Source organism: Hominisplanchenecus sp. (assembly GCF_046967715.1).
In the GTDB taxonomy this organism is placed as follows: domain Bacteria; phylum Bacillota; class Clostridia; order Lachnospirales; family Lachnospiraceae; genus Hominisplanchenecus; species Hominisplanchenecus faecis.
This window is the reverse complement of record NZ_JBKVNQ010000047.1, coordinates 1-21,138: the sequence shown is the minus strand read 5'-3', so window position 1 is coordinate 21,138 and position 21,138 is coordinate 1. Positions and strand designations below refer to the sequence as shown.

The window sequence follows — 21,138 nt, the reverse complement described above, 5'->3', positions numbered from 1 at the left end:
GACCCTCTGCTTGTAAGGCAGATGCTCTCCCAGCTGAGCTAAGATCCCATGTCGTTTTTGTTTTGCAGTTCATCGCTTGACTGCTTCGCTATTATAATACGGATTGATGTAAAATGTCAACACCTTTTTTCAATTTTTTTTGATTTTTTGTTTTTTTGTTTTTTTCCTACATTTTACACATTTTTGCGTTACTTTTTCTTTTCTGAAACGTTTTTATATATAGAAACATCTCTATAGAGTCTCTCCCCTTCTGGCTGTGCCTGCCGGTGCAGGGCTTTGATCTTTCGAAGTGCCTGTTTCTGGCTGCCAGCCAGTTTGGTTAAAAAAATTTCCGGTCTTATGATTCCAGAACGATACCGCAGCTCGTATTCTTTCAGGCTGGTCCACCAGTAATCTTCCGGCATCTGCACATAATTGTACCTTACCGGCAGAAAATGGAATGCTATTCCAAGCTGCATGATCTGTTTCATATCATATCTTTTCAGCCATTCATATTCGATCTGAAATTTCTCTTTGCTTTCCGGAAATCTCTTTCTGTAATGTTCCTGAAACTGCTGCTTTGTTTTCTGCATCGCCAGACGGATCTTTTTTCTGCCATCTGCCGTTGCGAGAATATAGGCCTCATAATCCAGCACACAATATGCATATACATTGATTTTCAGATCCTGTATCGCATTCAGGAGCATATCCAGGAAACGCTTTTTTTCAATTTCATTTCCAAACACCGGACCAGAACTGGTTTCTCCGAAAGTGATACAGCAGACCTGCTGACAGATATTACGATTGGCACCTTTTTCCTGAATATACATACTTTTTCTCCTCCCTCATGCCGCACGTTTCTTTTTTCGATTTTTGTCGTGCGTGCCATAACTTTACTACAGCATTTCACCTATTTCAACCCATTTTATACCTGTGACACGCATGGATACTTCGAACGTTTTTTCTGCGTATCCTCTGTTTTTTGTACTCTTTTTTTTAATCCATATTCGCAAAATGTGTCATATCCTGTCGACAGAAAATCGCTGTTCTTTGAAAATCCGAAAAACGTTCTGCTGTTCCTGGTGCAAAGCTTACATGATGGATATTACTTTTTCTTCATCTCAGTATCAAAAAAGTTCCAGAAAGTCAATATCACTTTCTGGAACTTTTTTATCACGTTTTCGGTGTTCGGCGTGTCAATAAGTCTAAAGTGCTCATTTGTGGCAGGCACAATCGCAGTTCAGACTTTTGACGCTTATATTATATCATCTGAAATCTTATTTAAAGTAAGCAACTCCGGATTCAAAGATCTTCATATCCTGCTCGCCAAAGATATTGATTGCAACGGAATCTCCTCTTCTCTCTGCATGAGCCATCTTACCAAGCACACGTCCGTCCGTGCTTGTGATACCTTCGATTGCATAGTAGGAACCATTGACATTCCATTCTTCGTCGTTAAGCTGAACATTGCCGTCTGCATCCACGTAACGTGTTGCGATCTGGCCGTTTTCATAGAGTTTTTTGATCCATTCTTCGCTTGCCACGAAACGTCCCTCGCCATGCGATGCCGGACTGCAGTAAGTTGCTCCGAGCTCTGCCTGTGCCAGCCATGGGGATTTGTTTGTCACAACTTTTGTATAGACCATCTTGGAAATATGGCGGCCGATGGTGTTGTAGGTCAGTGTCGGAGAATCCGGTGTCTGACCGGTGATCTTTCCGTAAGGAACCAGTCCCAGTTTGATCAGTGCCTGGAATCCGTTACAGATACCAAGGGCCAGTCCGTCCCGCTCTTCCAGAAGTCTGGTAACGGCTTCTTTCATCTTTGCATTCTGGAATGCTGTTGCGAAGAATTTTGCAGAACCATCCGGTTCATCACCTGCTGAGAATCCGCCCGGGAACATGATGATCTGTGCCTGATCGATCGCTTTTGCAAAAATATTGACAGAATCACGGATGTCTTCTGCTGTCAGGTTTTTGAATACTTTGACATCCACTTCTGCACCTGCACGTTCAAATGCCTTTGTGCTGTCGTATTCGCAGTTTGTACCTGGGAATACCGGAATAAATACGCGCGGTTTGGCCACTTTATGTTTGCATACATAAACGCTTCCTGCATGATAGCAGCCGTTCTCGTCGATCGTGCCGCCATCTGCTGCCTGCTGTGCTTCTATGCTCTCCGGTGCCGGTCCGTCGTTTTTCTCTGCTCCGGATACGGTTTTAAATACCTTCTCCAGCGTACCTTTCCATGCAGTCAGAGCCTCTTCCATTGTAACTTTTACATCCCCATAGGAAAGCACTGCATCATCTTCTACTTCACCAACCACAACGCCTGCGATCGTAAGCTCTGCCACTTTATCTGCCGGTACTTCTGCTACGATGCTTCCGAAATCTGCTGCAAAGAGGTCCTCTTTTGCTACCTGTGCATCGATCTTGACACCTTTGTGGTTACCAAATGCCATCTTGCTGAGCGCTGCTGCCAGACCATTTCCGTCCAGTGCATAGGCAGATACGATCCTGCCTGCTTTAACATCTTCAAAGAATTTATGATACTGATCCATGATCTTCTCATAATCCGGCAGATCATAAGCATCACGCTCGATTTTCAGCAGAACCAGTTTGTTTCCCGCTTTTTTCAGTTCCGGTGTAATCATGGTCTTGTCACTTGCCACATCTACAGCAAAAGATACCAGTGTCGGCGGAACATCGATCTCATTGAAGGTTCCGGACATACTGTCTTTTCCTCCGATGGACGGCAGTCCAAATCCGAGCTGTGCATCGTATGCACCAAGCAGTGCCAGGAACGGCTGGCTCCATCTTGCCGGATCTTCGGTCATACGACGGAAGTACTCCTGGAAAGTGAAACGGATCTTGCTGAAATCTCCGCCGCCTGCAACGATACGTGAAACGGACTCGATCACAGCGTAGATTGCTCCATGATACGGGCTCCAGCTTGACAGATACGGATCAAAACCGTAGCTCATCATCGTTACAGTGTCTGTCTTACCTTCCAGTACCGGAAGTTTCGCAACCATTGCCTGTGTCTCTGTCAGCTGATATTTACCGCCGTACGGCATCAGCACAGAGCCTGCTCCGATGGAACTGTCAAACATTTCCACAAGACCTTTCTGTGAACAGCAGTTCAGATCAGCCAGCATGGAGAGCCATTTTTCTTTTACATCTGTTACTTCCGGTTTTGTGAAATATTTATTTTCCTGTGAAGGAATCTCTGCTTTTACATCGGTCTCCTGATGTGCACCGTTTGTATCCAGGAATGCTCTGGAAATATTTACGATTTCTTTGTCTCTCCAGATCAGGACAAGACGCGGGGATTCTGTGACAACTGCCACTTCTACTGCTTCCAGGTTTTCTTCGTTTGCGTATTTCAGGAATTCCTCAACATCTTTCGGATCTACGACAACAGCCATACGTTCCTGAGATTCGGAGATGGCGATCTCGGTTCCGTCAAGACCTGCGTATTTTTTCGGCACTTTGTCAAGGTAAATGTTCAATCCGTCTGCTAATTCTCCGATCGCTACGGATACACCGCCTGCACCAAAGTCGTTACACTTTTTGATCAGTCTGCTGACTTCCGGACGGCGGAACATTCTCTGGATCTTACGTTCGGTCGGTGCATTTCCTTTCTGTACTTCTGCTCCGCACACTTCGATGGAAGCTTCGGTGTGGACTTTGGAAGAACCGGTTGCACCGCCGATACCGTCACGACCGGTACGTCCGCCAAGCAGAATGATGATATCGCCCGGATCAGATGTCATTCTCTTTACATCTTTACGCGGAGCGGCACCCATAACAGCTCCGATCTCCATTCTCTTTGCAACGTAATCCGGATGATAGATTTCTTTGACATATCCAGTTGCAAGACCGATCTGGTTACCGTAGGAACTGTAGCCGTGGGCTGCCTCACGTACCAGTTTTTTCTGTGGGAGCTTACCTTTGAGTGTTTCTTTAACAGAAACGGTCGGATCCGCCGCACCGGTCACACGCATTGCCTGATATACATAGGTACGTCCGGAAAGCGGATCTCGGATCGCACCGCCAAGACAGGTTGCCGCACCACCGAAAGGTTCGATCTCGGTCGGATGATTGTGTGTTTCGTTCTTAAAGTTAACCAGCCATTCTTCTGTCTTTCCGTCAATCTCAACCGGAACTACGATACTGCAGGCATTGATCTCATCGGATTCTTCCTGGTCATCGAGTTTTCCTTCTTTTTTGAGTTTACGCATTGCCATCAGTGCCAGATCCATCAGACATACGAATTTATCTTCTCTTCCTTTGAAGATCTCTGCACGGTCAGCCAGATATTTCTGATAGGTGCCTTCGATCGGCTCACGGTAATATCCATCGGTAAATGCAACATTCTTCAGTTCTGTTGAGAATGTTGTATGACGGCAGTGATCAGACCAGTAGGTATCCAGAACACGGATCTCGGTCATGGACGGATCACGGTGTTCTTCGGATTTGAAGTAATTCTGGATATGTAAAAAGTCTTTGAAGGTCATTGCAAGATTCAAAGAATCGTACCGTTTCTTCAGTTCTGCCTCCGGCATATCCTGAAATCCGTCCAGGATCGCCACATCTGCAGGCTCTTCAAATTTTGCAACCAGCGTTTCCGGTTTTTCCATGCCTATTTCCCGGGAATCAACCGGATTGATGCAGTGATGTTTGATAGCTTCGAACTCTTCATCGCTCACTTCGCCTTCGATCACATACGTGGTGGCAGAACGGATCACCGGTTCTTCCTCTTCATTCAGGAATTTCACACACTGTACTGCGGAATCTGCTCTCTGGTCAAACTGTCCAGGAAGAAATTCTACAGAAAAGACGCGTGCGTTCTCTGCCATCTCGAAACTTTCTTTGTAAAGGGTATCTACCGGCGGTTCTGCAAAAACGGTCTTGCATGCTTTTTCAAAAACATCATCCGATATATTTTCCACATCATAACGAATCAGTACTCTGACTCCGGTCAGTCCGGATACTCCCAGATATTTACGGAGTTCATGCCGAAGATCCTTTGCCTGTACAGCAAAAGCCGGCTTCTTTTCCACATATACTCTTCTTACGCTGCTCATAAGTTCCTCCATGCTCTGTATTGGTTGGTTAGTTACCTGTCTGCTATTGTATCACCTGACAGATTTTCTGACAAGTCGTATTTTAGTGCTCGTATTCTGAAAGCTCCCAGAAACGCCCGAGTTTGTCTGCTACATTACTCCGGCTGCAATACTCACACTCCTCCCATTCTCTCGGAAACATCTTCCGGTATTCACTTTTCGCAAAGCGTTCGTCAAGCAGCAGCACTACGCCCCGATCCTGTGCGGTGCGGATCACTCTTCCTGCGGACTGCAGAACTTTGTTCATCCCCGGATAGCGATAGGCATAGGCAAAACCGTCCTCGTTTCTTCCATCATAATACTGTTTGAGAATCTCACGTTCTCGGCAGATTTGCGGAATACCGGTTCCGACGATGATCGCTCCGATCAGACTGTCCTCTTTCAGGTCGATCCCTTCTCCAAAAATCCCGCCCATCACACAGAATCCCAGAAGTCCCTCGTCCTCTTTTCGCTTCTGCTCAAATTCATGCAGAAATGCCTCTCTTTCCTCCTCAGTCATTCCGGATGTCTGGCAGATACAGCGAATACTGGTATCCAGCTGCGGCCCGGTACACGCCATCACATCCTGAAGCATACGATAGGATGGAAAAAATGCCAGATAATTTCCCTTTTTCTGCATGACCGTCTGTTTGATATAAGCTGCGATCCGCATATATTCTTCCTGACCTCTTCTTGTATAACGGCTGCTGACATCCGTTCCGATCAGAACAGCACGGTTTTTTGGATCAAACGGAGACCTGGCATAGATTGCATAATCGTCCTTCGCCTCACTCAGCAGACTGATGTAATACTGCACCGGAAGAAGCGTTGCCGAGAAAAAGACAGCTGCGTTCGCTTTGTCCAGACATTTCTGGATGTTTGCCGATGTATCCACACAGTAGAGACGCACTAAAAAACTTCCGTCCGGTGCATAGTACGTGTAGATCACATAATGATCATCCACCAGATCATAAATATTCAAGAATTTAGAAACTTCAAAATAAAATTCCAGCAATTTTTCATGCACTTCTCCATCCGGTTCCTCTTCCAGAAAATCTTCCAGTTCACCACAGAGATTCATCAGCGGCAGGATCAGCTCACTTATATTTTTTCGTATCTGATAATCTTCGCATTCCCGCTTCCATTCCAGAAGAACCCGGTTGCATTTTTCCAGCGTACGGCTGATTTTTCTGCTTTTGCTTTTTAACAGGCGGCGAATTTCAAGAAATCGCTCTTTGCAAAGACTTGCACTGTACATTTCCCGTCCTCGTTCCACCAGATTGTGTGCCTCATCGATCAGAAACAGATACTCTCCTTTTATATTGTCCCCAAAAAAACGCTTCAGCCTTGCATTCGGATCAAATACATAATTATAGTCACAGATCACGGCATCCACCCACATCGAAAGATCCAGCGTCATCTCATAGGGGCAGACTTTCCATTTTTCGCTCTGTTTCCAAATGGCTTCCCGGTCAAACACCTCGGTCTCATTCAGCATCTCAAAAACTGCTTCGTTCACCCGGTCATAATGCCCTTTCGCATACGGACATTCGATCGGATTGCATTTTGCCTCTTCCAGTGGACAGATCTTTTCTTTTGCTGTCAGCGTCAGTACTTTATAGCGAAGCCCTTTGCCTTTTAAAACAGAAAAAGCTTCTTCTGCAACGGTCCTTGTGACCGTCTTCGCCGTCAGATAAAAAATCTTTTCACCAAGATTTTCACCGACTGCTTTTACTGTTGGAAAGACCGTGGATATGGTTTTGCCGACACCGGTCGGTGCCTGGATAAAGAGTTTCTTCCTGTGTGCGATCGTCCGGTATACAGCTGCCGCCAGCTGTTTCTGCCCTTCCCGGTAAGGAAACGGAAAAACACAGGCATGGATGCTTTCCTGCCGACACGTTTTCCATTTCACCTGCATTTCACACCACTTGCAGTATTGCTCCGTCAATTCATCAAACCAGCTTTTCAGCTCTTTTACTGAAAACTCCTGCACAAAACGCCGAATCTCTTCTGTTTCCAGATTGCAGTATGTCATCTGCACCGAAATCACATCCAGTTTCTGCTCACTTCCGTAAATCGCCGCATAACACTTCGCCTGTGCCAGATGCAGTAGATCCGGCTTTTCCATAGCATCCAGACTGCGGTACACCCCTTTTATCTCATCCACCGTGATCCGCCCGTCCTGTTCCAGGATACCGTCTGCCCGTCCTTCTACGAAAAGTGTAAACGTTTCTTTTACAATCTCGGCCTTCAGAGAAACTTCCGGTCGGTATCCGGCTCCCATGCTGCCCTGTATTTTCCTGTGTATCCGGCTTCCGAGCTGCATGGCTTCCTTATCTGCCATACCGCCCTTTCCGCCGTCAATGTCGCCGCTGTGCAGCAAAAACTCCACCAGCGAACGTACCGATATCCGAAACTTTTCCACTTTACTCCCTCCCATACTGATTCTGCAAAAAAATTGCTGCAGGACAAAGCTCTGTCTTTTGGACTCACTTCGTACTGCAGCATTTTTATGATCGGAATATGATCTCAGATCATATGCTCTTCTTTATGCACATGCGTATTTACATAACACATTTTCAAAAGCGTTATTTTTACCGCCATATTTTACGGTTAATTCTCTTGACAAATCCAGACTCAGCACTCCCAGCATAGATTTGGCATCAATGATTATCCTGTTATAAAATACATCAATGTCAAAATCACACTTTTCAGCGGCATGAACAAATTCCTTGACTTCTTCATATTCCGTAAGTTTGATTTTCTTTTCCAACATAATCTGCATCCTCCTGTTCTGCGAAATGTTGTGTCTCGAAATCATTCCCGCAATCTCTGCAAGAAAAATCTCTTTGTTTTTACGTTGCACGTATTATGACACCAAGCTCTTTATTTGTCAATGTGATTTTTTACGTTTTTTATGTAAAAAACAACAAAAAAAGGCAACATTTTGACAGGATACAACGCTTCTATTTGGAAAAAAGTGCACATTTTTCTTCTTTTTTAAGGTGTTCCGTCTGATATGGGCGGTATTTTAATGGCAGAAGCTGCTGCTGCAGTTTTTCATTTTTTCGTTCCTGAATTGCAATCGTATCAAAGAAAATCTGCCATCCCCGGCTCATTTTTTTCTCGTTATCGGACAATTTCAGTTTTGTTTCATCGAAAGCTTCGATGTGTTCCCAGATCACCCATTCCTTTCCTGCTTCATGCACCAGCATCGCCTGATGCGTCTTGTCATAGATCATAAAATGCTCCATTGGAAAACGGTCTGCAAAATGCTCTCCGATCAACGCCAGAACCTGTGCCTGCGGTGCGATCACAGAAACCAGAATCCCCTTTTCCAGCTCCCGGAATCTCAGAAATTCACAACAGTGCCCTGCCTCCCTCCCAGTTTTTCTCGCCATTCGGAAAATGCGAAAGATGGTCGGATGCTCCAGTGCATGGATGAGCTTTTTCCCGGTATGCAGTGCCAGCACAATCATTCTGTAGATGTCATCTGCTTTTTGATCATCTGCTGAGAGGAGAGCCTGATAGAGAGCTTCAAAATCTTCCAGGTACATTTTTCGATCCAGAGTGCGAAGTACCTTATTTGCCTTCTCTGCATCCGGTCCCACCTCCTGACAGTCTGTAAAAAGCTCGGGCTGATATCCTTTTTTCAGGGCGAGTTTTACATTTGCATGTCCCAGTCTACTGTCCCACGCATCATAAACCCCGGTCAGGATCCCGCACACACTGTCCTCGCACAAAAATACGGTCATACTATCCATCCTCCTGATACCAGCAAGTCCACACACTGCTTATTGCTTTTCGCAATTGAAGCAGGGAACTTACTTGATTTGCTTAAAAAATGTCCTGTAAATAATTCTCTGTTTTGTACTCCTGTAATACGTCCCTGACGAAGTGTAAGTCACCTCATATTTGGCAGATCCGCAAATGGCATAGTATCATCAAAAAGCGACATCTGATGATATTTCGGCACTTCCATACGGGCATCCTGCTTCTCTCCAGCAAGCAGATTACGGACGATCGCATCCTCTTCCAGCCTGACCGGATAGTACATCCTGCCGCTGCAGGTGATAAAATAGATTGCTCTCTTTAAAACAACCCCCATCTTTTTCAGGCCTTCAAAAGAAAGACTTCCATATCTTCTCGCCTGGACGATCCGCTTTGCGGACTTGACTCCGATCCCCGGGACACGCAGAAGGGTATGGTAATCCGCGGTGGTAACTTCCACCGGAAACTGCTCCAGATGGCCGATCGCCCAGTCACACTTCGGATCTAAGAATACATTGAAATTCGGACGCTTTTCTGAGAGAAGCTCACCTGCCTCAAATCCATAAAACCGCATCAGCCAGTCCGCCTGATAAAGTCTGTGCTCCCGTAAAAGAGGAGGACCACCGGGCAGTGTCGGAAGTGCTGCATCTTCATTTACCTGAACAAACGCCGAATAAAAGACTCTCTTAATCTGAAACTTCTGATAGAGAGACTCGGCAACCGAAATAATCTGCAGATCATTCTCCGGAGTCGCACCGATGATCATCTGCGTACTCTGTCCTGCCGGCACAAACCGCGAACTCCGGCGATATACCGTCAGATCATACTGATTTTCCTGCCGCATGGTCTGGATCTGCCGCATCGGTGCAAGGATCGTCCTGCGGCTCTTGTGCGGTGCCAGCTTTTTCAGTCCTTCCGCTGTTGGAAGCTCCAGATTGACACTCATCCTGTCCGCCAGATAACCGGTCTTTTCAATCAGAACCGGCGAAGCCCCCGGAATCGCTTTTACATGGATATATCCTTCAAAACGGTACTTCGTACGAAGCAGACAGAGTGTCTGATAAAGAAGCTCCATCGTGTAGTTCGGATTTTGCAGTACACCGGAGCTTAAAAATAATCCTTCTATATAATTACGCCGGTAAAACTCGATCGTCAGCTGACAGACCTCTTCCGGCGTAAATGTGGCACGCGGCACATCGTTACTGCATCGGTTGATACAGTACTTGCAGTCATAGACACACTCGTTGGTCAGCAGAATTTTCAAAAGAGAAATACACCTGCCATCCGCCGAAAAGCTGTGACAGATACCGGCTTCCACACAATTCCCGATTCCTGTGCCGCTGCCCTTTCGTTTGGTCCCGCTTGATGTGCAGGCCACATCATACTTCGCTGCATCACTTAAAATTTTCAGTTTATCAAGAATCCCAAGATTTTCCTGTATTACCATCTTCTGCCCTTTCTCGAACTTACGTTCTCGAATATTTGTTCGTATTATAGCATAGCTTTCTGCAAAATGCAAGTGTAAAGTGCCGGAAATCCGAACATATTTTCTGGTTTTTGTCAAAAAACTCCAAGAAGAACATTTACAAAACCTGTGCACCTGCAAACGTTTAATAAGAATAAATTTTACAAAATCAAAAAGCAGCAAATGCATAAGAAATTTCTTATACATTTGCTGCTTTTATAATATGATGATGCCAGTGGTCAAAAGGTCTAAAACCATATGAGCTTACTCATAGGTGGGTGAAAGACCCTGGAACCTACTCCTCTTCTTTTTTCACACGATCCAGCTGATGCAGTACTTCAAATGCATCCGTCAGATATTTGTTTTCTGCTTTTGCAAAATCACCTTTATCAGAAAGTTCTGCCAGGGACGGATCGATCGGCATCTTTCCAAGTACCTTAAGATCCATTTTGCCTGCAATTTCTTCGATATGGCTTTCACCGAATACAGAAATCTTCTTTCCGCAGTCCGGACATACCAGATAGCTGTAGTTTTCCACAATACCAAGGATCGGCACATTCATGCTTTTTGCCATATGGTATGCTTTCTTTACGATCATCTGAACAAGATCCTGCGGTGAGGATACGATCACGATACCATCCAGCGGCAGCGACTGAAATACGGTCAGAGGTACATCTCCGGTTCCCGGCGGCATGTCCACGAACAGATAGTCCAGTTCTCCCCAGATCACATCTGTCCAGAACTGTTTAACCATACCGGAAATAACCGGTCCTCTCCAGATAACCGGTGCTTCTTCATCCGGCATCAGCAGATTGATAGACATAACTTTGATATCATTTTCTGCCAGCGGCGGATAAATACCATTATCGTCCGCCTGAGCCGGTCCGTGCAGTCCATACATTTTCGGAATGGACGGTCCTGTGATATCTGCATCCAGAATACCGACACGATAGCCCTTTTCTGCCATCAGGTTCGCCAGAGATGCCGTTACCATAGATTTACCGACGCCGCCTTTTCCGCTGACAACGCCGATCACATGTTTCACCTTTGTATATTCATTGGAAGCCACCTGAAAACTTGTCGGTTTATTTTTAGATGGACATCCCTCGCAGCTTTCTTTGGTACAGCCGCTGCTGCTGCATTGTTTCTCAGCCATTTTCAAACCTCCTCATACAAATTTATCCTTATCGTAACTGTTTTTACAGTCATCATATAAAAACCATGAAGAATCGCTTCTCAATGGAATTACCAGCTAACTATAACGCATTTTTTCAAGGATTACAACCTGCTATCCAAAACCATAGTGAATGTTTCGTACCTTTACCATCTGCACAGATCCACGAAACTATTTCTAATAGATAGACTTCAAATTTCCGTAAACGTATATCTCTGTCGGATCCCGGAAGCCATAATGTCAAACACAATGCTCCCATCCGGAAGAACACTTTTTTCACAGCTTACTTCTTTTCCCTTGAATTTATCCAGCACAAACTTTTCCGGATCATCTGTGCAGATCTCATCGATAAAGACATCCCGCATCTGATTATTCGCACATTCATTAAAAATTTCCCAGACTGTTTCATATTCTTTCATTCTGATTCCCTCTTTTTCTATTTGATCGTAATAGTAAAGCGGACATTCACAATCCGCTTCGCTACTTGCTCATGAACGCATGTGAGACCTGCCACGTGATTCCGATCAGCTTTGCTGACATTTAGCTGACCGAATTGCTGTGCAGTCTGCACTCCATAGCATCCGCCAAAAAAGGATTCTGATTTTTTTGCTTACAGATGGCATCCAGAATACAGTCTGCTGCCTGTGCCTTGCTCATCAGGTCAAATGCCTGCTCACTGTCTTTTGTGATGATCGTGATCACGTTGGTATCTGTGCCAAATCCGGCTCCTGCTGTTTTTAAATTATTTGCAACGATCATATCCAGATTTTTCTTTTCCAGTTTTTTGCGGGAATTCTCTATAACGTGTTCCGTTTCCATGGAAAATCCACATAAAAATGTTTTTGCGGTTCTGTTTTCCCCAAGATATTTTAAAATGTCCTGTGTGCGGGTAAGGGCAATGCTCATCTCGCCATCAGATTTTTTGACTTTCTGATCATAAACTTCACTCGGACGATAATCTGCTACTGCTGCAGCCATAATCACAATATCTGCATCCGCAGCCTCTTCTTTGACTGCTTCAAACATCTGTTGTGCACTTTTTACCGGAACCATCTTTACAAAATGCGGCTCCTCTGCCTCGGTGTGCCCTTTTACAACCGTCACGGAAGCTCCACGCAGCATCGCAGCTTTCGCCAGGGCAAATCCCATTTTTCCTGTTGAATGATTTGTGATATAGCGAACCGGATCGATTGCTTCCATCGTAGCTCCGGCACTGACCAGAACTTTCATCCCTTTCATATCCTTTTCACGTGCAATGCTTCTCACAATATGTTCAACCAGAAGCTTTTCTTCCGGAAGTTTGCCGATTCCGGAATCACCACAGGCAAGATGTCCGCTCGCCGCCTCCACCATCTCAAAACCATAGTTCTGAAGACGTTTCATATTGTCCTGCACGATCGGATTGAGGTACATATTGGTGTTCATCGCTGGTGCAATGATCTTCTGACAGGTGCATGCAAGTGCCGTCGTTGTCAGCATGTCATCCGCGATCCCGTTTGCAAGCTTTCCTATTATATTGGCACTTGCCGGTGCGACCATGAGAAGATCTGCTCTCTTTGCCAGTGAAATGTGCTCTACCTGAAACTGAAAATTCCGGTCAAACGTATCAATCAGACATTTATTTCCGGTGAGCGTCTCAAAAGTGATCGGATTGATAAAATTGACTGCATTCTTTGTCATGATCACTTCCACATTACAATGCAGTTTCTTTAACATACTTGCCACATTTGCCATTTTATATGCTGCAATACTTCCTGTTATCCCAAGTATTACCGTTTTTCCCTTTAACATCACAAAACCTCACGTTCTTTTCTAAATTATTTATGCAATGATAAAACTTTTTTTGTTTATCATAACATACTTTTTATGTATTGTCAGCCTGCCTGGAAAAATTACACTGTTTCCCTTGTCATTTAAAATCTGCTATGCTATGATACTGATGTTTATGAGCCAAGGAGCAAATGGACACAAAACAGTTCCTGTTTTCCTTTGCCCGGCTACTTATATCCATATTTTTCAGGAGGATTTTTACTATGAAAAAAGACACTCGATACCTGGTCAGTGTTGCACTTATGGCAGCGATCGTCATTCTTCTGGCTAACACACCGCTTGGAATGATCCAGCTTCCGATTATTAAGGCGACAACTGTACACATCCCGGTTATCATCGGTGCGATTCTTTTGGGTCCATCCGCCGGTGCGATCCTGGGAGCGATTTTCGGCATCTGTTCCCTGATCAGCAATACAACCGCTCCAACACTTCTTTCGTTTGCTTTTTCTCCGTTTCTGAGTACAACCGGTCTTGTTGGCGTGGTAAAAGCGATCTGGATCTCGGTTGGATGCCGCATTATGATCGGCGTGATCTCCGGATGGCTCTGGATCTTATTTCGAAAACTGAAAGCGAATTCTTATCTTTCCCTTATCATCACTGGTTTTGTCGGTTCGATGGTAAATACGATATTTGTTATGGGCAGTATTTATCTGCTCTTTGCCGGACAGTATGCCGCTGCCAAAGATGTGGCACGCACCGCGGTGTTCGGCCTGATCATGGGTACGGTCACTGCATCCGGCATCCCGGAAGCGATTGCTGCCGCAATCCTTGTCACTGTCATCACAAAAGCACTGCTGAAGGTTGTTCCTAATCTTTCAAACGCTTCTGCTAACTAAATCGCAGGCACAGCTTCCGTGCGTTCGATCTGAATACATACGCCCTGTGCCTTCGCAGAATGGAGGATATTTTGATTCTTGCAATTGATATCGGAAATACAAACATTGTGGTCGGCTGTATCCGTGGGGACGAAGTTCTCTTCACCGAACGCCTTTCCACCAATACAACACATACAACTCTGGAATATGCTATCAGCTTTAAAAATGTTCTGGAAATTTATCAGATCGATGCAAAGGAAATCGAAGGTGCCATCATTTCTTCTGTTGTCCCGCCTATCACCAATGTGATCCGTGATTCGATCCATAAAATTACCGATGCTGAAGTGCTGATCGTCGGTCCCGGTGTAAAAACCGGTCTGAATATTCTGATGGATAATCCGAAAACACTCGGAAGTGACCTGGTTGTCAATGCGGTGGCCGGCATCAGTGAATATCCGGTTCCGCTGATCCTGATCGACCTTGGCACAGCGACCACGATCTCTGTGATCGACAATAAGAAAAATTATATCGGCGGCATGATTCTTCCGGGAATCCGTGTTTCTACTGACTCTCTGACCAGCCGCACTTCACAGTTGCCGCGTATCGGTGTGGAAGAACCCCGCCGCCTGATCGGAACCAACACCATCGACTGCATGAAGAGCGGTATGATCTACGGAAATGCTTCCTGTCTGGATGGAATGATCCAGCGTATCAACCGTGAACTTGGTGAAAAAGCAACGGTAGTCGCTACCGGAGGGCTTGCACGGTTCATCGTTCCGCACTGTCTGGAACATGTCATTCTTGATGACGAGCTGCTCTTAAAAGGTCTGAAATACATTTATTATAAGAATCGCACTCCACGTCATGCCGGATAAAAGTACTTTTAGAACAAATTTCTATATACCGAGACTGAAATCTGCACCGTTCTGAATTGTTATACAAAAATATTTACTGTTCTTTCAAAAAAGTCATTGACAACTTCAGAAATATTTGCTAATATATAGGACGTGTCACGGACACAATACAGGGGATTGGTCAAATGGTATGACAGAAGTCTCCAAAACTTTTAGCGGGAGTTCGATTCTCTCATCCCCTGTTATGAAAACCGAAAGGTCTCAAAAGACTTTTCGGTTTTTTTGCATATTCTTAACTTTATTTTTTGTCTGATTGTCGGTCTGTGCATTCTTATGAGCAAATATGCAATGGATATCACAAGACAGAAGTACACAAAAAAACGACCTCACTTCCATGATCGAGATCTGGAATGAGGTCGTTGAAGATGGCGTTATTTCCAACATCCATGCACGTCATCTCTGTGAACGTCTTGGATTTGTCCAGCCTGGTGTCCTGGTGTCAGCCCTTTTCTTCGGATTCCCGCAAAAACGGAACCGGAAATATTGTGCCAGACACTGAAGATTGCTCCCGGAAGTGTTGCCAGCGGGCTTGTCGCAAAATTTGCAGTCGCAAGGGAAACGGCAAGTCCGCTGTTCTGCATTCCGACTTCAATTGCGATTGCTGTTGCCTTGGAATATTCAATATGAAATATTTTTGCTGCCAGAAGGCCAAGTCCCATACCGCACAGATTGTGGATCGCCACAACAATCAGTACAAGCACACCGCAGCTTACAATTTTTTCTGCATTGATGGCTACAATTCCGGAAATGATCATCACGATCGATACAACGGAGATCAGCGGCAGCACTTCTGAAATTTTTTCAATTTGCTTTCCAAAGAGTGTCCGGATCAAAATTCCAAGAAGTACCGGGATCAGGATTACTTTTACCACTGAGATCACCATTGCCCAGAAAGACACTTCCACCCAGGTTCCTGCCAGAATATAAACCAGAAGCGGTGTCATCAGCGGAGCGATCAAAGTGGAAGCGATCGTCATACCAACAGAAAGTGCCACATCGCCCCCTGCAATATACGTGATCACATTGCTCGCCGTTCCGCCGGGACAGCAGCCGACCAGGATCACACCAAGTGCCAGTTCCGTCGGAAGTTTTAAAATCATACAGAGGGTCCAGGCAATCAGCGGCATGATCGTATACTGCGACACAAATCCGATCACTACTTCTTTTGGTCTTGAAAATACAACCTTGAAGTCTTCCATCCGGATCGTGAGCCCCATTCCGAACATCGCCACTCCAAGAAATACCGAAGTGTATTTAGTCGTCCACGCAAAACCGTCCCGCCAGAAAAAAGCAAGCACGGAAAATGCAATGATGATCACACCGATGTATTTGGTCAAAAAGGAACTGATTTTTCCGATTTTATGCATGATATTTTTCATAGGCTACACACCATAGCTGAAGTTGTCGATCAGTCTTGTTTTTCCGATATAGACTGCCATCGCTACCAGCACATCACGGTCTGCTTTTTCTATCGGCTGCATCGTAAGTGCATCTACCATCATAACATAATCAATACGTGCCAGCGGTTCTGCCTCAATGATCGCTTTCATCGGATTCAGCACTTCTTTTGCATCTGCTCCTGTGTAAATTACTTCTTTTCCGGTCTTTACTGCTCTTGAAAGGCAAAGTGCCGCTTGTCTCTCTTTATCATTTAAGTAAGTGTTTCTGGATGATTTTGCCAGTCCGTCTTCTTCACGGACGATCGGACATCCGACAATCTCAATATCAAAATTCAGATCTTTTACCATTTTGCGGATGATTGCAAGCTGCTGTGCATCTTTTTCTCCAAAATAAGCACGATCCGGTGCTACAATGTGGAACAGTTTTGTGACAACCGTGCACACACCTTTAAAATGAATCGGTCTTGTTTTTCCGCAAAGTGTTTCTGATAAGGTATCAATACTTACAAAAGCATGTGGATCATGATACATATCTTCCGGAGACGGTGCAAAGATCAGATCTGCTCCAAGGCTTTCGCAAAGCTTACTGTCTCTTTCGAAATCTCTCGGATATGCCTCTAAATCTTCATTTGGGCCGAACTGCGTCGGATTTACAAAATCAGAAACCACAACAATATCATTCTGTTCTCTGCATTTACGGATCAGACTTGCATGTCCTTCATGAAGAAATCCCATAGTCGGCACCAGGCCGATGGTCTTTCCTTCTTTTTTCCATTGTTTTATCTGCTTTCTTGTCTCCTCGACTGTTTTTGTTACCTGCATTTTGTTTCTCTCCTCTTTTTATAGATTACGAGATAGTCTCTGAACTGAACTTCAAAAATCATGTTATATCATATACAAAACAGAATCCTGTCACGAATACAGGTCTGGTTCAGATCAATACTGATATCACCCCAACTGTCCATGTTTTTCGTAACATGAAATTCTGCTGATCTTGTTTTTCTCATCTACGAACACAACGGATGGTTTATGGTTCTTCGCCTCTTCCGGATCATACTGTCCATAAGCCATGATAATAATTTTATCTCCAGTGCTGACACAGCGTGCTGCTGCACCATTTAAACAGATCATGCCACTTCCGCGTTCCCCGCAGATTGTATACGTTTCAAACCGGCTTCCATTGTTCACATCCACGATCTGCACTTTTTCATATTCTAAAATTCCTGCTGCTTCCAGAAGTTCTTCGTCCACGGTAATACTTCCCACATAATCCAGCTCCGCCTGAATAACGGTCGCCCGGTGAATTTTACCTTTTAACATTTCTACTATCATTTCTAATTCCTTTCCATGCTCACAGAAAAATCAAGTCAGTTGACTCTTTCAATCCAACTAAAAAAACACCTTCAAGGCATAAAGTGACCCTGAAAATGCTGCTTCATTTCCCTGTTTTCAAAGTCTTACTTTAATCGTTTTAAATATAAGCTCTGTTTTTTGATTTTCCCTGTCCAGGTTCTGAGAGTTTTCTCTGTCCCCGGGATCTGCATTGTAATGTTTGATTTTTTTCATTCAGTACGAGTATAGCTTTGCCTGCAAATACTATCTCAAGCGGTATTATGGCATTGTTTTCCTCCCTTGTCAATGTTTATTATTGCCCGCCGCCACTGATACAATCTTGTTACCCGCCTCCCACAAAGGCGGAAGTCATCTCACATCTGATATAATTTTCTGTTGTCGAGAAACAATTATCACTTTTCTTTTGCAGATAAGTGCGGTATGATACATTTGGTGAGAATATTTCTCAATTTTAAGAATCATATATAATTACAAATTTTGAAGGCAGAGAAGCGGATTGTGAATGTCCGCTTTACCAATTCAAGGAGGACATATGACACTTAGAGAACTAAAGATAGGCGAAAGTGCTGTTGTCACACAGCTTGGCGGCGAAGGTGCTCTTCGTCAGCACTTTCTTGATATGGGCATGATCCCCGGTGCAGAGGTCACGGTCCAGAAAATGGCTCCGATGGGTGATCCGATGGAATTAAAGATCCATGGATATGAACTGACATTGCGTCTTGCGGACGCCGAGAAAATTGAAATTGAAAAAATTTCTGAGAAAAGAGAACATCCACTTCCGGAAAAGAAACATTTCAAGCGGGAACATCCGGGGCTTGGCGAGGGCGGCAAATATCATGAAAAAAGCAGTGAGCATCCGTTTCCGGACGGCACGGTACTGACTTATGCTCTGGTCGGAAACCAGAACTGTGGAAAAACAACACTCTTTAATCAGCTGACCGGCTCCAACCAGCACGTCGGCAATTTTCCGGGCGTAACGGTTGACCGGAAAGACGGTGCGATCAAAGGGCATCCGGACACACTGGTCACAGACCTTCCGGGCATTTATTCCATGTCTCCATACAGCAGTGAAGAAATTGTTTCACGGAATTTTGTTTTAAATGAAATGCCAAAGGCGATCATTAATATCGTGGATGCCACCAATATTGAACGAAATCTGTATCTGACCATGCAGCTGCTTGAAATGAACATCCCGATGGTTGTCGCTTTGAATATGATGGATGAAGTGACCGGAAATTCCGGTTCAATCGATATCAATGGCATGGAGGCTTTACTCGGTGTACCGGTCATCCCGATCTCCGCTGCAAAAAATGAAGGTGTGGATGAGCTTGTCCGCCATGCCCTTCATATTGCAAAATATCAGGAACGCCCGACCAGACAGGATTTTTGTGATGAGAATGACTATGATGGTGCCGTTCATCGCTGCATCCACGCTGTGATCCATCTGATTGAAGATCACGCCAGGCGTGCAAAACTTCCGGTACGTTTTGCAGCAAGCAAAGCCATCGAAGGAGACTCTCTGATCCTGGAGCAGCTTGCCCTTGACCAGAACGAAAAAGAAATGCTGGAACATATCGTGCTGCAGTTGGAAAAAGAACGAGGTCTTGACCGCAATGCTGCCATTGCTGATATGCGTTTCTCTTTCATTGAAAAAGTATGCCGTCAAACCGTTGTTAAGCCAAAAGAAAGCAAGGAACATATCCGCAGCCAGAAGATTGACCGTATCCTTACTGGAAAATATACTGCCATCCCATGTTTTGTCGGAATCATGGTCGCTGTTTTTTACCTGACTTTCAACGTGATCGGTGCATGTCTTCAGGATCTTCTTGCACTCGGCATCGATGCACTGACAAAAGTAACCGATCATGTGCTGACTGCCGCAAATGTCAATCCGGCCATTCACGGACTTGTGATTGACGGAATCTTTTCCGGCGTCGGCTCTGTTTTAAGTTTCCTGCCGGTTATCGTAACCCTGTTCTTCTTTCTTTCTTTAATGGAAGACAGCGGATACATTGCCCGCGTTGCTTTCTTTATGGACAAACTGCTCAGAAAGATCGGTCTGTCCGGCAGAAGCATTGTACCGATGCTGATTGGATTTGGCTGTACCGTTCCGGCTGTCATGTCCACCAGAACACTTCCAAGTGAACGTGACCGGAAAATGACCATTCTTTTGACTCCGTTTATGAGCTGCAGTGCCAAACTTCCAATCTATGCATTTTTTGTAAATGCATTCTTCCCGGGACGCGGCGGGCTGATCATGGCAGGACTTTATATTCTTGGCATTGTGATGGGTATCCTGATCGCCCTGTTTTATAAAGGCACTTTATTTAAAGGCGAAGCTGTTCCGTTTGTCATGGAACTTCCGAATTATCGACTTCCGGGCTTTAAAAATGTAAGTCAGCTTTTATGGGAAAAAGCCAAAGACTTTCTGCAGAGAGCATTCTCCGTAATCCTGGTCGCTACTGTCGTTGTCTGGTTCCTGCAGAGCTTTGATCTGCATCTGAACATGGTAACGGATTCACAGAACAGCATCCTTGCTACAATTGCGGGAATGATCGCACCGCTGTTTCAGCCTCTCGGACTTGGTGACTGGCGGATCTGTACCTCACTGATCAGCGGATTTATGGCAAAGGAAAGTGTTGTATCCACACTGGAAATTCTTTTTGCCGGAAACGTCAACACTGCACTTTCCACCCTGTCGGCCGCATCACTTCTTGTATTCAGCCTGCTCTACACCCCTTGCGTGGCTGCAATTGCATCCATCAAACGTGAACTTGGACAAAGATGGGCAATCGGAGTGGTTGTATGGCAGTGTGTAATCGCGTGGCTTGCAGCATTTGTGGTACATCTGATTGGAAGTTTTCTGTGATTCTGTAAAAATGCACAAAAGACAGAGAAAACATATTATCTACGTTTTCTCTGTCTTTTATCTTAGTCTGTTAAACGTTTTTATATATCTGATCACTCTTCCAGTGCTTTTAATATCTGCTCATTCATCAGATCATACGAAGCCCAGTTTTCTTTTCTTGTATTGATTTTCACACATTCACAAATGTATTTTATAATCCATATGGTTTCATCTACTGTTTTTCCGGTTCTCTCTTTTACCCATTCCTGGGTAACAGAAACAATATTGTGAGCTGCAATATTTCTTAGTTTATGTTCTACTTCTACCAGTTCATTTACTCTTTGTGCAAGGAGTTTATCTTCACATTTTGCCTGAATGATATTATTTAATGCCCCCGAATAAACCGGATCATAGCGGAAATAAGAATAGCTTCCCTGTGCAAGCCTTAAAATTTCTGTTCCACTCATTTTCTGCTCATCCCATT

General features: G+C 44.7%; 15 protein-coding genes, 1 tRNA gene and 1 pseudogene. 4 read left to right on the top strand and 13 right to left on the bottom strand.

Annotated elements, in window-relative coordinates:
• Positions 1 to 188: 188 nt before the first annotated feature.
• The 9 genes from ACLTL4_RS08040 to coaBC form a co-directional block, all read right to left on the bottom strand.
• Positions 189 to 809, bottom strand: coding sequence for a hypothetical protein (locus tag ACLTL4_RS08040; protein ID WP_412291200.1), 621 nt, complete (start codon positions 807 to 809; stop codon positions 189 to 191).
• Positions 810 to 1,256: 447 nt separating this feature from the next.
• Positions 1,257 to 5,066: a phosphoribosylformylglycinamidine synthase gene (locus ACLTL4_RS08035; protein WP_412291201.1), complete on the bottom strand. Its 3,810-nt coding sequence runs from the start codon at positions 5,064 to 5,066 to the stop codon at positions 1,257 to 1,259.
• Positions 5,067 to 5,148: 82 nt separating this feature from the next.
• Positions 5,149 to 7,524, bottom strand: coding sequence for an ATP-dependent DNA helicase (locus tag ACLTL4_RS08030; RefSeq protein WP_412320395.1), 2,376 nt, complete (start codon positions 7,522 to 7,524; stop codon positions 5,149 to 5,151).
• 108 nt (positions 7,525 to 7,632) lie between these two features.
• Positions 7,633 to 7,860 (bottom strand): HPr family phosphocarrier protein, encoded by a 228-nt coding sequence (locus ACLTL4_RS08025; RefSeq protein WP_022119883.1) that lies wholly within the window; start codon positions 7,858 to 7,860, stop codon positions 7,633 to 7,635.
• A 190-nt stretch (positions 7,861 to 8,050) separates the two neighbouring features.
• Positions 8,051 to 8,839 carry a TIGR03915 family putative DNA repair protein gene (locus ACLTL4_RS08020; protein ID WP_173897905.1) on the bottom strand — a complete coding sequence of 263 codons (789 nt, stop codon included), beginning with the start codon at positions 8,837 to 8,839 and terminating at the stop codon, positions 8,051 to 8,053.
• Between the two features lie 149 nt (positions 8,840 to 8,988).
• Positions 8,989 to 10,302: a putative DNA modification/repair radical SAM protein gene (locus ACLTL4_RS08015; protein ID WP_022119881.1), complete on the bottom strand. Its 1,314-nt coding sequence runs from the start codon at positions 10,300 to 10,302 to the stop codon at positions 8,989 to 8,991.
• Positions 10,303 to 10,615: 313 nt separating this feature from the next.
• Positions 10,616 to 11,476: an Mrp/NBP35 family ATP-binding protein gene (locus tag ACLTL4_RS08010; protein WP_173896457.1), complete on the bottom strand. Its 861-nt coding sequence runs from the start codon at positions 11,474 to 11,476 to the stop codon at positions 10,616 to 10,618.
• Between the two features lie 209 nt (positions 11,477 to 11,685).
• Complete coding sequence (locus ACLTL4_RS08005; RefSeq protein WP_412291202.1) at positions 11,686 to 11,913, bottom strand: hypothetical protein; 228 nt, start codon at positions 11,911 to 11,913, stop codon at positions 11,686 to 11,688.
• A 121-nt stretch (positions 11,914 to 12,034) separates the two neighbouring features.
• Positions 12,035 to 13,285: a bifunctional phosphopantothenoylcysteine decarboxylase/phosphopantothenate--cysteine ligase CoaBC gene (gene coaBC / locus ACLTL4_RS08000; protein ID WP_173896458.1), complete on the bottom strand. Its 1,251-nt coding sequence runs from the start codon at positions 13,283 to 13,285 to the stop codon at positions 12,035 to 12,037.
• Between the two features lie 233 nt (positions 13,286 to 13,518).
• Between coaBC and ACLTL4_RS07995 the strand changes: the two genes are divergently transcribed.
• The 3 genes from ACLTL4_RS07995 (at position 13,519) to ACLTL4_RS07985 (ending at position 15,235) form a co-directional block, all read left to right on the top strand.
• Positions 13,519 to 14,160, top strand: a complete 642-nt coding sequence (locus ACLTL4_RS07995) for an ECF transporter S component (protein ID WP_147632327.1) — start codon at positions 13,519 to 13,521, stop codon at positions 14,158 to 14,160.
• A gap of 71 nt (positions 14,161 to 14,231) precedes the next feature.
• Entirely contained in the window at positions 14,232 to 15,014 is a 783-nt protein-coding gene (locus ACLTL4_RS07990; RefSeq protein ID WP_022119876.1) for a type III pantothenate kinase, read from the top strand.
• A gap of 150 nt (positions 15,015 to 15,164) precedes the next feature.
• Positions 15,165 to 15,235 (top strand) — tRNA-Trp (locus ACLTL4_RS07985).
• A gap of 189 nt (positions 15,236 to 15,424) precedes the next feature.
• Here the strand turns inward: ACLTL4_RS07985 and ACLTL4_RS07980 are convergent.
• The 3 genes from ACLTL4_RS07980 to panD all read right to left on the bottom strand — a co-directional run bounded on the left by ACLTL4_RS07980 (position 15,425) and on the right by panD (position 17,785).
• Positions 15,425 to 16,432: a bile acid:sodium symporter family protein gene (locus ACLTL4_RS07980; RefSeq protein ID WP_412291203.1), complete on the bottom strand. Its 1,008-nt coding sequence runs from the start codon at positions 16,430 to 16,432 to the stop codon at positions 15,425 to 15,427.
• Between the two features lie 3 nt (positions 16,433 to 16,435).
• Positions 16,436 to 17,275 carry a pantoate--beta-alanine ligase gene (gene panC / locus ACLTL4_RS07975; RefSeq protein ID WP_022119874.1) on the bottom strand — a complete coding sequence of 280 codons (840 nt, stop codon included), beginning with the start codon at positions 17,273 to 17,275 and terminating at the stop codon, positions 16,436 to 16,438.
• 126 nt (positions 17,276 to 17,401) lie between these two features.
• Positions 17,402 to 17,785 (bottom strand): aspartate 1-decarboxylase, encoded by a 384-nt coding sequence (gene panD, locus ACLTL4_RS07970; protein WP_173896460.1) that lies wholly within the window; start codon positions 17,783 to 17,785, stop codon positions 17,402 to 17,404.
• A 553-nt stretch (positions 17,786 to 18,338) separates the two neighbouring features.
• On the opposite strand from panD, the gene feoB reads away from it, so the two are divergent.
• Positions 18,339 to 20,675 carry a ferrous iron transport protein B gene (gene feoB / locus ACLTL4_RS07965; RefSeq protein WP_412291204.1) on the top strand — a complete coding sequence of 779 codons (2,337 nt, stop codon included), beginning with the start codon at positions 18,339 to 18,341 and terminating at the stop codon, positions 20,673 to 20,675.
• A gap of 92 nt (positions 20,676 to 20,767) precedes the next feature.
• Here feoB and ACLTL4_RS07960 read toward each other — a convergent pair.
• Positions 20,768 to 21,138 (bottom strand): annotated as a pseudogene (locus ACLTL4_RS07960) (hypothetical protein); the annotation flags it as partial.

Excerpts from the sequence above, each read along its gene's own strand:
- ACLTL4_RS08025 (WP_022119883.1), bottom strand. The coding sequence starts at position 7,860 with ATGTTGGAAAAGAAAATCAAACTTACGGAATATGAAGAAGTCAAGGAA.
- ACLTL4_RS08005 (WP_412291202.1), bottom strand. The coding sequence starts at position 11,913 with ATGAAAGAATATGAAACAGTCTGGGAAATTTTTAATGAATGTGCGAAT.
- ACLTL4_RS08020 (WP_173897905.1), bottom strand. The coding sequence starts at position 8,839 with ATGACCGTATTTTTGTGCGAGGACAGTGTGTGCGGGATCCTGACCGGG.
- ACLTL4_RS07980 (WP_412291203.1), bottom strand. The coding sequence starts at position 16,432 with ATGAAAAATATCATGCATAAAATCGGAAAAATCAGTTCCTTTTTGACC.
- panC (WP_022119874.1), bottom strand. The coding sequence starts at position 17,275 with ATGCAGGTAACAAAAACAGTCGAGGAGACAAGAAAGCAGATAAAACAA.
- ACLTL4_RS08015 (WP_022119881.1), bottom strand. The coding sequence starts at position 10,302 with ATGGTAATACAGGAAAATCTTGGGATTCTTGATAAACTGAAAATTTTA.
- panD (WP_173896460.1), bottom strand. The coding sequence starts at position 17,785 with ATGATAGTAGAAATGTTAAAAGGTAAAATTCACCGGGCGACCGTTATT.
- ACLTL4_RS08010 (WP_173896457.1), bottom strand. The coding sequence starts at position 11,476 with ATGGCTGAGAAACAATGCAGCAGCAGCGGCTGTACCAAAGAAAGCTGC.
- feoB (WP_412291204.1), top strand. The coding sequence starts at position 18,339 with ATGACACTTAGAGAACTAAAGATAGGCGAAAGTGCTGTTGTCACACAG.
- ACLTL4_RS08030 (WP_412320395.1), bottom strand. The coding sequence starts at position 7,524 with ATGGGAGGGAGTAAAGTGGAAAAGTTTCGGATATCGGTACGTTCGCTG.
- ACLTL4_RS08035 (WP_412291201.1), bottom strand. The coding sequence starts at position 5,066 with ATGAGCAGCGTAAGAAGAGTATATGTGGAAAAGAAGCCGGCTTTTGCT.
- ACLTL4_RS08040 (WP_412291200.1), bottom strand. The coding sequence starts at position 809 with ATGTATATTCAGGAAAAAGGTGCCAATCGTAATATCTGTCAGCAGGTC.
- coaBC (WP_173896458.1), bottom strand. The coding sequence starts at position 13,285 with ATGTTAAAGGGAAAAACGGTAATACTTGGGATAACAGGAAGTATTGCA.